Annotated in this window: 11 protein-coding genes, 1 other RNA gene and 1 pseudogene; 2 read left to right on the top strand and 11 right to left on the bottom strand. The window is 71.6% G+C overall.

Annotated elements, in window-relative coordinates:
* The 5 genes from EBH09_RS13920 to EBH09_RS13945 form a co-directional block, all read right to left on the bottom strand.
* A partial coding sequence (locus tag EBH09_RS13920; protein WP_121747392.1) for a hypothetical protein occupies positions 1 to 578 on the bottom strand: 578 nt, incomplete at its 3' end.
* Between the two features lie 101 nt (positions 579 to 679).
* Positions 680 to 2,038 carry an acyltransferase gene (locus tag EBH09_RS13925; protein WP_121747251.1) on the bottom strand — a complete coding sequence of 453 codons (1,359 nt, stop codon included), beginning with the start codon at positions 2,036 to 2,038 and terminating at the stop codon, positions 680 to 682.
* Positions 2,035 to 4,233: a glycosyltransferase gene (locus EBH09_RS13930; RefSeq protein WP_121747252.1), complete on the bottom strand. Its 2,199-nt coding sequence runs from the start codon at positions 4,231 to 4,233 to the stop codon at positions 2,035 to 2,037. Before EBH09_RS13930 ends, EBH09_RS13925 begins: the two co-directional genes overlap by 4 nt.
* Positions 4,233 to 5,390 (bottom strand): hypothetical protein, encoded by a 1,158-nt coding sequence (locus tag EBH09_RS13935; RefSeq protein WP_238697294.1) that lies wholly within the window; start codon positions 5,388 to 5,390, stop codon positions 4,233 to 4,235. The genes EBH09_RS13930 and EBH09_RS13935 overlap by 1 nt, the downstream gene beginning before the upstream one ends.
* Positions 5,391 to 5,988: 598 nt before the next feature.
* Positions 5,989 to 6,960 (bottom strand): LysR family transcriptional regulator, encoded by a 972-nt coding sequence (locus EBH09_RS13945; protein ID WP_121747255.1) that lies wholly within the window; start codon positions 6,958 to 6,960, stop codon positions 5,989 to 5,991.
* An 83-nt stretch (positions 6,961 to 7,043) separates the two neighbouring features.
* Here EBH09_RS13945 and EBH09_RS13950 point away from each other — a divergent pair, with 83 nt between their 5' ends.
* A complete protein-coding gene (locus EBH09_RS13950; protein ID WP_193776285.1) occupies positions 7,044 to 8,354 on the top strand; it encodes an MFS transporter in 1,311 nt (436 codons plus the stop codon).
* A gap of 48 nt (positions 8,355 to 8,402) precedes the next feature.
* On the opposite strand, the gene ssrA is transcribed toward EBH09_RS13950, so the two are convergent.
* From ssrA to ftsE, 5 genes are all read right to left on the bottom strand, one after another.
* Positions 8,403 to 8,802, bottom strand: a transfer-messenger RNA (tmRNA) gene (gene ssrA, locus EBH09_RS13955).
* Positions 8,803 to 8,910: 108 nt separating this feature from the next.
* Entirely contained in the window at positions 8,911 to 9,390 is a 480-nt protein-coding gene (gene smpB, locus EBH09_RS13960; protein ID WP_073723717.1) for an SsrA-binding protein SmpB, read from the bottom strand.
* A gap of 46 nt (positions 9,391 to 9,436) precedes the next feature.
* Positions 9,437 to 10,624: a S41 family peptidase gene (locus EBH09_RS13965; protein WP_193776286.1), complete on the bottom strand. Its 1,188-nt coding sequence runs from the start codon at positions 10,622 to 10,624 to the stop codon at positions 9,437 to 9,439.
* Between the two features lie 68 nt (positions 10,625 to 10,692).
* Entirely contained in the window at positions 10,693 to 11,610 is a 918-nt protein-coding gene (ftsX, locus tag EBH09_RS13970) for a permease-like cell division protein FtsX (RefSeq protein ID WP_121747257.1), read from the bottom strand.
* A 32-nt stretch (positions 11,611 to 11,642) separates the two neighbouring features.
* A complete protein-coding gene (ftsE, locus tag EBH09_RS13975; protein ID WP_053131878.1) occupies positions 11,643 to 12,332 on the bottom strand; it encodes a cell division ATP-binding protein FtsE in 690 nt (229 codons plus the stop codon).
* Positions 12,333 to 12,547: 215 nt separating this feature from the next.
* Between ftsE and EBH09_RS13980 the strand changes: the two genes are divergently transcribed.
* Positions 12,548 to 12,739 (top strand): hypothetical protein, encoded by a 192-nt coding sequence (locus EBH09_RS13980; RefSeq protein WP_121747258.1) that lies wholly within the window; start codon positions 12,548 to 12,550, stop codon positions 12,737 to 12,739.
* Positions 12,740 to 12,862: 123 nt separating this feature from the next.
* Here EBH09_RS13980 and EBH09_RS13985 read toward each other — a convergent pair.
* Positions 12,863 to 13,284, bottom strand: a pseudogene (locus EBH09_RS13985) (hypothetical protein); the annotation flags it as partial.

Here is a 13,284-nt window from a genome sequence, read left to right on the forward strand (position 1 = left end):
AGGTACCGCACCCGCCCCGTCTCGTCGGCCACCGGCGTGAACCCGGCGGCCCGCAACCGCGCCGCGAACTTGGCGTTGCGCCTGCGGTTGACGAGGAAGCCGACGCCCAGGAGCGCCAGGACGCACAGCCAGACGACCGCGGCCACGACGAAGTCGTCGGACGCACCGCCGAAGCGGTAGGCGAGGACCACGCAGCCGACGGTGGCGCCGAGCGCGCCGTAGCCCATCCGCTTCTCGGCGCTCTTGCCGGTGAGGTCGAAGTTGATCCGCGCCTTGAGGAGTTCGAAGGCGTCCGGCACGAGCGGCGGCACCGAGACCCCGTCGCCGGCGTTCGGGTACTGCGCCCAGTTCTGCGCGGCCCGGCTCCGGGCCTGCGGGCCGGGATCGGGGACCAGCAGCATCCTGAGCGAGCTGTTGTTCCCGCCGCCCTGCCGCACGTCGGCGTACTCGTACCCGAACTGCTGGGCGACGAAGGCGAGCTTGGCGAGCTTCTTCACGGACGCCATCGGACTGGTGAGCTCGACCGGCTCCCCGCTCGCCATCAGCCGCAGCATCTTCTGCGTCTGGCGCTTACTCATCCCGCCCGCCCCCCTGACCGGCTCACGCCGCCCTGTTCACTTCCGCAACCGGGGCAGTCTCGCACGGGACGCGGCGGCACGGTACCCGGGCCCGCCCGGCGTCAGCCCCGGTGGGCCGCCCGCGCCCCGGGCCGGCTCCCGGCGGAGCGCTTGGTGCCGTTCGGCCACAGCCGCGGCCTGCGCTTCGCCGCCAGGTCCTCGACCCAGCCCACGGCGAGGACCATCAGCCCGATGAGCGGCCAGACGAGGGCGAACATCCAGATCGTGTACGCGCCGTCGAGGGCCGCCACCGCGCGCTCGCTCTGCATGAAGGGAAGCCGGTAGGCCAGGTCGATGACCGGGACCGTCGCCATGATCAGCAGGTTGTGCCACAGGTAGATGGTGACCGCGCGGTTGTTGGAGAGGGTCACCAGCTTGTCCCACTTGGCCAGCCGGCCCGGGAGTTCCCGCCACGACGGGGAGTACTGGAGCAGGATCACGACGAAACCGAACGACCAGGTGGCCTGGGCCAGCGGGATGTCGTTGAGGTCCCACCCGTCGGGGCCCAGATGGTTCGAGGCCCACCAGAGGCCGAAGGCCATGATCAGGGAGGCGCAGGAGACGGAGACGTACCGCGGGATCTGCTTCAGCAGGCCCTCGTGGTGGGCGAAGCCCAGGACCCAGCAGCCGCCGTAGACGGCGAAGTCGGTGACGGCGTTGCCCGTCTCGCCGGGAATGGTCACCACGCCCGTGCCGACGATCGCCGTGAGGCCGAGCGGCGCGAGCAGCGTCGGCCAGGGGGCCTTGCGGAACAGCCAGAGCAGCAGCGGGGAGGCGAGGACGAACCACAGGTAGGCGCGCAGGTACCAGAGCGGCCCCGCGGCCTGCACCGCCCAGGTGTCCTCCAGCAGGCCGGACTGGGAACCGATGTGCCAGGGGTAGGGCGGTGCGCCGATCGGCACGATGTAGTTGAACAGCCCGATCAGACCCCAGGTGCCCCCGCGGTCCGGGTCGTCCGCCGGGTTCCAGCCGTTCATGAACATCATCGCGAGCACGACCGCGGCGAACGCCCACATCGGCGGCAGGAGGCGGCGCACGCGCCCGCGGATCACGCTCATCGCCGGACGCTTCAGCGAACGCGCCATCAGCGAACCCGCCAGCGCGAACATGACGCCCATCGACGGGAACACCACCGTCAGCCAGGCCCAGCCGAACAGGTGGTACACCACGACGCGGACCAGGGCGATGGAGCGCAGCAGGTCCAGGTACCGGTCGCGGCCCGGCTTCTTGGCGGCCGGGGCGGGCGCCGGCGCGGTGCCGGGCTCGGGTGCGGGCTCCGTCGTGCGCTGCTGCGGGACGGCGTGCGGCGTCCTCGCGGCACCGTACGGGTCTCCCCCGTCCGCAACCCCCGCGTACGGGGTTCCGTACGGGCCGGCCGGCTCCGGGTTCGTACCCGTACCGGTCGTGTAACCGTGGGTCATGCCACGGGCCTCCGATCATCGCTGCCCCGCGAACCCTGGCGCGGCACAGAGCCGCCGGGCGCCCCGACCACGCCGGTGCGCCGGAGCTTCTGCCAGCGCAGGCGGCCGCCGGTGAGCGCGGTGATCCAGGACTGGAGCAGCACTACGTACATGAGCTGGCGGTAGAGGATCTGCTGCAGCGGCAGCGAGATCAGGTGGGTCATGCGTTCGCGGTCGAGACGGAAGGCGTACGCCGCGCAGACCGCCTGGATGGCCAGGACGCCCAGCCACGCCATGATCGTCTTCTGGGTCGGGCCGAAGACGATGCCGTAGAGCAGGAAGACGTCGATCAGTGGGGCCAGGAGCGGGGCCAGGACCATGAACAGGGAGACGAAGGGCAGGCCCACGCGGCCGAAGCGGCCCGAAGGACCCTTCTCGATCACCGCGCGGCGGTGCTTCCAGATGGCCTGCATGGTGCCGTAGGACCAGCGGTAGCGCTGGGACCACAGCTGCTGGACGGTCTCGGGGGCCTCGGTCCAGGCGCGGGCGTTCTCGGCGTAGACCACGCGCCAGCCGGCGCGGTGCAGCGCCATGGTGACGTCGGTGTCCTCGGCGAGCGTGTCGTCGCTCATGCCGCCGATCGGTGCCAGCGCCGAGCGCCGGAAGGCGCCCACCGCGCCGGGGATGGTCGGCATGCAGCCGAGGATGTCGTACATCCGGCGGTCCAGGTTGAAGCCCATCACGTACTCGATGTGCTGCCAGGCGCCGATGAGGCTGTCCTTGTTGCCGACCTTCGCGTTGCCGGCCACGGCGCCCACCTTCGGGTCGCCGAAGGGCTGCACGAGTTCGCGGACGGTGGACGGTTCGAAGACGGTGTCGCCGTCCATCATCACGACGATGTCGTGACTCGCGTTCGCCAGGCCGCGGTTCAGCGCCGCCGGCTTGCCCGCGTTGAGCTGGCGGATCACCCGGACGTTCGGCAGGCCCATCGCCTCGACGAGCCGGGCCGTGCCGTCGCTGGAGCCGTCGTCGACGACGATGACCTCGACGGGATGGTCGCTGGCCATCAGGGAGAGGACGGTGTTCTCGATGCACTTGGCCTCGTTGTACGCCGGCACCAGCACCGTCACCGGTTCGGTCACCGGCGGGCCCCAGCGAAAGCCCTTGCGGCGGACCCGGCGGGCGTGGACGCCGGAGAGGAGCAGCATCAGCACGAAGCGGCTGATGACCAGGGTGCCGATGATCGCCAGGCCCACCACCAGGCCGTCGGTGATCTTCTCCGAGGCCTGGACGAGGAAGACCCAGGCCTTGCCCTTCCACAGTTCGGCGCCGGTCACCGGGCTCATCGCGCTGGGCGCGTCGAGGGCCTCGGTGAGGTTGGCGAACTCGTAGCCCTTCTTCTGCAGGTCGGGCAGGAACCTGTCCAGCGCCGCCACGGTCTGGCTGCGGTCGCCGCCCGAGTCGTGCATCAGGACGATGGCGCCCTCGCCGTTCTCCGGCGTGGCGCGGCGGATGATCTCGTCGACGCCGGGCCGCTGCCAGTCCTCGCTGTCGGTGTTGTTGACGACGGTGATGTAGCCGCGGCTGCCGATGTACTCGGTGACCGGCCAGGACTTGTTGTCCATGGCGTCGGAGAAGGAGGAGTACGGCGGGCGGAAGAGCGAGGTGCGGATGCCCGCCGCGCCGGTGATCGCCAGCTGGTTCTGCGACAGCTCCCAGTCGATGCGCTTCTTGGACTGGAAGGAGAGGTCGGGGTGGTTGAAGGTGTGCAGGCCCACCTCGTGGCCCTCGTCGACCATGCGCTCGACGAGGTCGGGGTAGCGGGAGGCCATGGTGCCGGTGACGAAGAAGACCGCGTGCGCGTCGTGCTTCTTCAGCACGTCCAGCACCTTCGGCGTCCAGATCGGGTCCGGACCGTCGTCGAACGTGAGGACCAGCCGGTGGTCGGGCACGGTCAGGCTCTCGGTGCGGCCGCCGCGGACGTCGATGACCGGGCCGCCCTCCAGGATCTTCTCCGGCACCTGGTCGGTGGCGGCGGGCGGCTGGACGCGGTGGTCGGCGAGGATCTCGCTGTGCACGTACCCGCGCAGCATGAGCATCGCCGACAGGGCGACCAGGACGAGCAGCGGAAGCAGCAGACGCAGGGGCAGGCGGCGGCGCCGGACGCCCTCACGGGCGCTGCGCGCGGCCCCGTGACGGCGGGTGCGGGATGCCATCAGAGGGTGTTCTCCGGGGACAGGGAAGGGGACGTGAGGGTGGTGTCCGGGCCGGCGACGACGGGCTCGTCGGCGGGCCCGGCGGCGGAGAGGGGATCGCTCACGCCGTTGGCGGCCGTGTCGCCGCCCGGGTCGGTGCCCGTGGTGGGGTCGACGGTGGGCGCGGTCGGGTCGACCGTGGGATCGCCGCCGCCGGCCGGGGTCGACGGGTCCGTGGTCGCGGGCGGCGGAACCTGCGTCGACTGCGTCGGGTCCGGGTCGGACGCGCCGCCGCCCGGCTGCGTGCCGGCCCCGGTCTCCGAGGGCTCTGCGGCGGCGCCGGTGCCGGGCTGCCGCGCGGTACCCGACGTACCGGGCGCGGGGGCGTCGGCGCCCGGCGCCGTCGTCACGCCGGTACCGGCGGAAGGGCTGACCTGCGGAGCGGCGCTGCCGGTGTTCGAGGGCCGCGCGGACTGCGAGGGCAGCGGGGTGGTGTCGACCCGGCCGGCCGGCTTGCCCTCCTGCTGGCCCTCCACGGGCAGCCAGGGCGCGTTGGAGTTGCCGGACAGCAGCGTGGAGACGATGACGACGGCGTAGACCGCGCAGGCGACGCCGACGGCGATGCCGATTCGGCGGTACAGGCGGCTGCGGCGTCCGGACGCGTCGACGAACACCGGTCCGTCGGACTCGCGTTCCGGGCGCCTCTTGCGGTGCCCGCTGTCGGCCCTTCGGATCACGCCGTCACCGAGCTGGACGGCGTCGAGCTGGACCGTGACCTCGTGCGGATCGTGGGTGTGATCGCCGGCGTCCGGGGCGGCGTCGGCGTCCGGGGTGTCCTGCCAGGGGTCGCGGAGGGCGGCGGTGGCGGGGCCGGGCGCGGTCGTGGGGAAGGCGCGGGTCGGGGCGGCCACGGGGGCCACAGGTGCCGTGGGGAGGATGTCCGTCCTGTCGGCGTCCGGGGCGGTGCCGTTCTGGCCGATTCCGGTCGGCGCGGCGCCCTCGGGGCCCTTACCGAGCGGGGTCGTCGTGGTCGGGGCCGTCCTGTCCGGTGCCGTCCTGCCCGGGGTCGGGGTTCCCTCGTTCGGGTTCGCCCCGGCCTGGTTGGTTCCGCCCCAAGTTATCCGCCCCTGGCCGAACGGATCAGCGACCCGGCCCCGGTCCGTACGGTTTGCACCCACCGGGCTCCCGCCCACCGGACTTCCGCCCACCGGGCTCCCGCCTATTCGGTCCCTCCCTATTCGGGAACCGAGGATCTCCGTCCCGTCGCCTCCGGCGCTCCCCCGCGGGCCGGGGAACCGGTTCTCGGCGGCACCCGACGACGGGGCCGCGTTGCGCGGAACCTCCGGCCCGGCTGCGGCGCCCGCGGCTCCGGAGCCCCCGAACCATCCCGCGCCGGACCCGGGGGATGCGGGGGATGCGGGGGACGCGGTGGGGCCGTCGGACCGGCCGGACCGGGCGGACGGCGTTCCGGCCGTCGGGAACTCCCCGGTCACCGGGAAGGCCCGGGTCGCCGGGAACACCTCGGTGGCGTCAGCATCCTGTCTCGCCTCCGGGAGATCACGCATCCCGGACGCGGCCTGGGGCCACTCCGGTTGGGCGTCTTTCTGCCATTTCTTCACGCGCACGCACTTCCCCCCGAGGGACGGTTCCGGGTGCGCATACGACTCCGAGCACCCGTCGGCCGAACCGGCCCCCACCAGGTTCGAGCGCCCCCTGTACCACACCGTGCTCAGGCCAAGAATGTAGCGCACGCGGAGGATGTGTGGTTCCCGCGTGTCAGTTGTGGACGGACATCACAGCGGCGTCGACGGCGGGAAGCCACCCTCCGGCGGGCCTGCGGAGCCAGCCTTCCTCGGCCGCGACCTGGGCAGCCGCCCGGCGCAGCGCGTCGAACGCGGGGTGTGCCAGTCCCTTTCGCCAGACGAGTGACACCGGCGACAGCGGCACTGGATCGACGAGCGGGCGCACGACGGTCGACGCCATGGCCGGAAAGCTCACCACGGCGAGGATCGGATTGCGTGTCTTGTCCATGATCCGCTGGAACTCCTCCTCCCCGACGGCCAGCGGAGCGGGTGCCGCCACTTCTATGCCGCGCCCCTCGAACAGGCGGTGCGCGAGGTCGGTCCACTCCACCGTCCGCGGGTTTCCGGCCCCGGCGTACACGGTCTCGCCGGCGAGGGCGGCGAGCGGCACCTGGGGCAGCCCGGCCAGCGGGTGGTCCTCGGGCAGGACGACCGCCATGGGTTCGTAGCGGACGGGCTGGTGGCCGAGCCCGGCCCGCAGCGCGGGGGCGAGGCCCGCGAACCGGCCGAAGGAGACGTCGAGGCGGCCCGCGAGCAGTTCGGCGGCGGCGTGGGTCAGCCCGCTCTCGTAACGCGCCATCAACTCCTCCCCGGGCGCGAGCCCGCGGGCACGCTCCAGGACCAGGCGGCCGGTGACCAGTCCCGGGGAGTTGAGGTCGACCAGCAGCGGGCGGGCCTGTCCGAACGCGGCCAGGAGGTCGTCCTGCGCCTGGAGGACGCGGCGGGCGTACGGCAGCAGCAGCTCGCCGTCGGCCGTCAGGGTCACCTGCCGGGTGGTCCGGACGAACAACTCGGCGCCCAGCTCCCGCTCCAGGCGCCGCACGTCCCTGCTGAGCGCCTGCTGGGCGACGTACAGACGGGCGGCGGCCCGGGTGAAGTGCAGGTCCTCGGCGACGGTGACGAAGGCGCGCAGGAGGCGGGGGTCGACGTGCGCGGGTGCGGACATCCGGCGAATTTACAACGCGAGTGCGTGAATGGGTACGGAGAAGGTGTTGGACCCCTTGGTCACCCCCGGGCGACGGTGAGCACATGCCGCAACCGACCTACGAACGCCCGTCCTCCCGGACCACCTTCCTCGCCGTCACCGCCGACACCCTGGTCGCCGCCGACTTCGGCCCGCGCACCTGGCGCCGGCCACCCGGCCCCTACCGGCGCCTCCTCGCCCTGCCCGGCGCCCGAGCGTTCACGGTCGGGAATCTCATGGCCCGGCTGCCCATGGGCATGTTCAGCGTGAGCGCGGTCGTGATGATCGCCGGCACCCGTGGTTCGTACGCCCTCGCCGGCGCCGTGACCGCGACGGGACTCGCGGCGACGGCGCTGGTCGCCCCGTGGACGGCACGGCTGGTGGACCGGCACGGCCAGGCCAGGGTGGCGCTGCCCGCCACCCTGATCGCCGCCCTGGGCTCGCTCGCCCTGCTGCTGTGCGTCCGGTACGGCGCGCCCGCCTGGACGCTGTTCGCCGCGTACGCCGCCACCGCCACGACGCCCAACACCGGCGGCATGGCCCGCGCCCGCTGGGCCCACCTGCTGAAAGGCAGGAAGGACGCGGCCGACGCCCTGCACACCGCGAACTCCTTCGAGCAGGCCGCGGACGAGCTGTGCTTCATGCTCGGGCCGGTCCTCGCCGCGTTCCTGTGCACGGCGCTGTTCCCGGAGGCGGGCACACTGGTCGGGGCGGTGCTGCTGGTCAGCGGCATGCTGCTGTTCACCGCCCAGCGCGCGACCGAACCGCCGGCCCGGCCGCGCCCGACGGCGAAGGCCCCCGTCCGCGTCCCGGGTATCCCGCCGCTGCTGGTGGTGTGCCTGGCGATGGGCGGGGTGTTCGGTGCCATGGAGGTCGTCACGATCGCGTTCGCGGACGCACAGGGGCATCGTGCGGCGGCCGGGGTGGTCCTCGCGCTTCAGGCGGCCGGTTCCTGCGCGGCGGGCCTGCTGTACGGCGCGATGAAGCCGGCCGGCCCCGCCGAGCACCGCCTGCCGTGGTGTGTCGCGGCGATGACGGCCCTGCTGACGCTGCCGCTGCTCGCGGCATCCCTCACCGGCTCGCTGCCGCTGCTGGCGCTCACGCTGCTGATCGCCGGGATGGCCACCGCCCCGACGATGGTCACCACCATGACGCTGGTCCAGCACCGCACTCCGGAGGGCCGCCTGAACGAGGGTATGACCCTCGCGGTGACCGGCCTGCTCGGCGGCATCGCCTGCGGCAGCGCGGCTGGCGGCTGGACGGTGGAGCACGTCTCCCCCACGGCCGCCTACGGCGTACCGGTCACGGCGGCCGCGGTGGCCCTGCTGCTGGCCCTGGCACCGGCTCTCGGCTCGGCGGGGCGGCCGCGGGCATGACGAAGGCCCCGCCGCGCTGGAGCGGCGGGGCCTTCGCCCACATGGGAACTGTGGAGATGGCGGGAATCGAACCCGCGTCCAACGGTGCGGAACCAGGGCTTCTCCGTGTGCAGTCCGCTTCGATTTTCTCAGCCCCGGAGATCACGCGGACAAGTCTCCGACGGGCTCAGTCACTGTTTGGTTTCCCTCTTCACCCCGTGACCGGGATCAAGGTTTAGTCCCCTAGCTGATGCCAGGATCCGGGTCGGGAACAGCCCCGGGCTGACACTCCCTTAGTAGGAGGCTCGCTTCGCTACCTGAGATCAGGCAGCGAGGGCGAAGGCCTGCTGGGAGGAATCGCGCTTGGTGTTGGCGATTATTTTTTTCGGCCTGTGGTTTACGAGATCATGGCCGCTTCCTCGACACGCTTCCCCTGCTTCGACATCCGCTGTCGAAACCGATCATCCCCATGTTGATTTTTCAATCCCCTCCGAGGAGGGGGCGCGCACCCGCTGTGGGGTGCAGATGCCATCGTACGTGACCAACGCACGCGCGTGCCAGCCTATTCCCCGGAGGGTCAGGCCCGCTGCTTGCGCCGGATCGCCGAGATCGTCCGCTCCGCCTCGCGGCGGTCCTGCTTCTCCCGGAGGGTCTGGCGCTTGTCGTACTCCTTCTTGCCTCGCGCCAGCGCGATCTCGACCTTGGCCCGGCCGTCCTTGAAGTACAGCGCCAGGGGAACGATCGTGTGACCGGTCTCCTGGGACTTCGCCTCCAGCTTGTCGATCTCCACGCGGTGCAGCAGCAGCTTCCGCTTGCGGCGGGCGCTGTGGTTGGTCCAGGTGCCCTGGCTGTACTCGGGCACGTGCACGTTGTGCAGCCACGCCTCGTGTCCGTCCAGCTGCACGAAGCCGTCGGCCAGCGAGGCCCGTCCCTGGCGCAGCGACTTCACCTCGGTCCCGGACAGGACCAGGCCGGCCTCGTAGGTGTCGAGGATCTGGTAGTCGTGCCGCGCCTTCTTGTTCTGCGCGATCAGCTTGCGCCCTTTTTCCTTAGCCATAGTGCCGCCCATTTTCGCACTACGGAGGGGGTCCGCGGAAAGCCGATTACGCGGCCGGTCCCAGTCCGCTCAGCACCGTCCGGGCCTGTTCCAGGGCGGCCGGGTCCGTCGGGTCGACCTCCAGGTCGGGCGTGATGCCCGTGCCGTCGACGCCGCGGCCCGAGGGAGTGCGGTAGTGCCCGACGGTCAGCTCGGCCACCGAGCCGCCGGGCAGCCGGCTCGGCATCTGCACCGAGCCCTTGCCGAAGGTGCGCGAGCCCAGGACGACCGCCCGTCCGCGGTCCTGGAGTGCTCCGGTGAGGAGCTCGGCCGCGCTCATGGTGCCGCCGTCGACGAGCGCCACCAGGGGCCTGGTGGCGTCGCCGCCGGGTTCGGCGTGCAGGGCCCGCTGATCGCCGTCGACGTCGTACGTGGCGACCAGGCCGCCGTCGAGGAAGGCGGAGGCGGCGGTGACGGCCTCGGCGACCAGGCCGCCGGAGTTGCCGCGCAGGTCGAGGACGACACCGGCGCCGGACGGCAGCCGCTCCACGGCGCCGCGCACCTGTTCGCCGACGCCCTTGGTGAAGGAGAGGACCTCGACGACCGTGACGCCGTCGGCGAGCGTGCGCACGGTCACGGGGTCCGTGGAGAGCCTCGCCCGGCGTACGGTCTCGGTCCACGCGCGCGTGCCGCGTTCCAGGCCGAGCCGGACGGCGGTGCCGGCGGGCTCCTGCTCGGCGTCGCCGCGCAGTATCGAGACGACCTCCGTGACGGGACGCCCGTCGACCCGCTCACCGTCGACGCTGCGCAGCCGGTCGCCCTCGCGGATGCCGGCGCCGGCGGCGGGCGAGCCGGAGCGCACCTTGGTGACCTCGATGCGGCCGTCGCGCTCGCGGCGGGCGGAGAGCCCGACGCCGGTGTACCGGCCGTCGAGGGCGTCCTCCAACTCCTCGTACTCGCCCCGGGAGTAGACGGCGCCCCAGCGGTCCCCGCTGCGGCTGACGGCATGCTCGGCGGCCTCCTCGGGGGACTTGCCGTCGGCCATCGCCTCGGCGGCCGCCCGCGCGACGTCGGCGTGTTGAGCGGGCCGACCCTGCTGACCGGCCACCGGCGTCGTGTCGGGCGCCGGCTTCCGGTCGGCCTCGGGGAACGAGCCGGTGGCCGCGCCGGCGACGAGCACGCTCGCGAACACCAAGGTCAGGGCGGCCCCGTGGCGTGCGCGACGGGGCTGACAGAACAGGTCACGACCTGACATGGCGGTGAGTCTAGGACAACGCAGGAGGGCCGCACGGTCGCTTGACCGTTCGGCCCTCTTGGTATGTGTCACACCTTCAGGTACTTGCGCAGCGCGAAGAACGCGGCCAGCGCGGGCATCAGCAGGCTGGTGGCCAGGATGAGCGGAAGCTTCGTCAGCAGGGCGTCCCAGCCGATGAAGTCGATCAGGGCCAGCTTGTCGGCCAGGGCGAGCCCGTGGTCGATGATGAAGTACCGCGCGGTCACCAGGAAGCCGCAGGCGACCGCGCCGCCGATGAGACCGGCGACCGCCGCTTCCATGATGAACGGCGCCTGGATGTAGAAGCCCGAGGCGCCGACCAGCCGCATGATGCCGGTCTCGCGCCGCCGGCTGAACGCCGAGACGCGCACCGTGTTGACGATCAGCATGAGCGCGACGACCAGCATGAGCGCCATCACCGCGCGTGCCGCCCAGTTCATGCCGTTGAGGAGCTCGAAGAGGTTGTCCAGGGTCGCGCGCTGGTCCGCGACGGACTGCACGCCGTCCCGGCCGTCGAAGGCGGTCGCGATGACCTGGTACTTCTCCGGGTCCTTCAGCTTGATCCGGTACGACTCCTGCATCTGGTCCGGCGTGAGCGAACTGGCCAGCGGCGAGTCGCCGAACTGGTCCTTGTAGTGCTTGTACGCCTCGTCCTGCGACTCGTACGTCACCTTGTCCACGACCGACAGCTCTTCGAGGTCGGCGAGGATCTGCTTCTTCTGGTCCTCGGTCACCGCGCCCTTGGCACAGGCGGGGTCGGACTTCGCGTCGCTCTTGTTGCAGAGGTAGACGGTGACGTTGACCTTGTCGTACCAGTAGCCCTTCATGGTGTTGACCTGGTCGCTCATCAGCAGCGAACCGCCGAACAGGGCCAGGGACAGGGCGACGGAGACGATGACGGCGAAGGTCATCGTCAGATTGCGGCGAAGACCGACACCGATCTCCGAGAGCACGAACTGGGCGCGCATGGCGTCTCGTTAAGCCTTTCCGTTCCTCGTCGTCAGTGCTGGTAGCCGTAGACGCCGCGCGCCTGGTCGCGGACGAGGCGGCCCTTCTCCAGCTCGATGACGCGCTTGCGCATCTGGTCCACGATGTTCTGGTCGTGGGTGGCCATGATCACGGTGGTGCCCGTCCGGTTGATGCGGTCGAGCAGCTTCATGATGCCGACGGAGGTCTGCGGGTCGAGGTTGCCGGTGGGCTCGTCCGCGATCAGCAGCTTGGGCCGGTTGACGAAGGCGCGCGCGATGGCGACGCGCTGCTGCTCACCGCCGGACAGCTCACCCGGCCTGCGGTCCTCCTTGCCGCCGAGCCCGACGAGGTCGAGCACCTGCGGCACGGACTTGCGGATCTCGCCGCGGGACTTGCCGATGACCTCCTGGGCGAAGGCGACGTTCTCGCCGACCGTCTTGTTCGGCAGCAGGCGGAAGTCCTGGAACACCGTCCCCAGCTGGCGCCGCATCTGCGGCACCTTCCAGTTGGACAGGCGGGCGAGGTCCTTGCCCAGAACGTGCACCTGTCCGTGGCTGCACCGCTCCTCGCGGAGGACCAGCCGCAGGAAGGTGGACTTTCCGGAGCCGGAGGATCCCACGAGGAAGACGAACTCACCCTTCTCGACCTCCAGGGAGACATCCCTGAGAGCGGGGTGGTTCTGTTTGGGGTAGACCTTGGAGACGTTGTCGAATCGGATCACGGATGCACCACGGGTCGCCGGGGGTAGATGTGCGTGACCATACGCGAACCGGGGAGCCGACCGCAGTCACCGGTCGGGGTTGCGCATCAGTTGCGCGTTTTGTCCCTGGAGCGAGGGCGCGCGGGGTCCCTCGGAACCTGGCACAGTGGAAGGGGGAACGTTCGCGTCGGTGCGGGCGTTGTCCTGACGGAGCCAGCGGCAAGGAGGGTGAGCGCATGACGTACGACCGGTTGGTGTGCGCGAACTGCGCGGCGCCCGTGAACGAGGGCAGATGCCCGGTGTGCCGGGCGAACCGCGAGCGGCTGCAGCAGGGGAACTTCTTCGCGGGGCTGACTCCGATGACGCTGATCGCGCTGCTGGTGGTGCTGATCGCGGCGGTGGCCCTGCTGGCCCACCAGACCGCCTGACACCCGCGGAGGCCCTGCGGACCCCCGGGAAACGGCCGAGGAAGGGGCCCGGAGCGCGATGTGCGCTCCGGGCCCCTTCGTGTGCGTGCGGGGCGTACGCGGGGCGTACGCGTACGGCTACCGTCAGGCAGCCGCGCCGCGGTTGTTCATCAGTCGCGGCAGGAAGCGGAAGCCGATACCGCCCGCGATCATCGTGGCGGCGCCGACCAGCAGGAACGTGGTCTCCGCGGCGCCGGTCTCGGCCAGCTCGTCACCGCTGCCCTGGGCGGCGGTGTCGGAGGCCTGGGCCTCTTCGCCGGTGTCGGTCAGGGCCGAGGAACCCTCTTCCTGGGCGACGTTGTCGTTGCTGCCGCCGTTGGGGTCGGTGTTGTTGCCACCGTTGCCACCGTTGCCGCCGTTGTCTCCGCCGTTACCGCCGTTGTCCCCGCCGTTACCCGGGTCCGTGGGGTCCGTCGGGTCCGTGGGGTCCGTCGGGTCCGTGGGGTCCGTGGGGTCCGTCGGGTCCGTGGGATCGGTCGGGTCCGTGGGATCGGTCGGGTCCGTGG

This window comes from Streptomyces sp. E2N166 (assembly GCF_003671715.1).
GTDB classification, from domain to species: Bacteria; Actinomycetota; Actinomycetes; order Streptomycetales; family Streptomycetaceae; genus Streptomyces; species Streptomyces thinghirensis.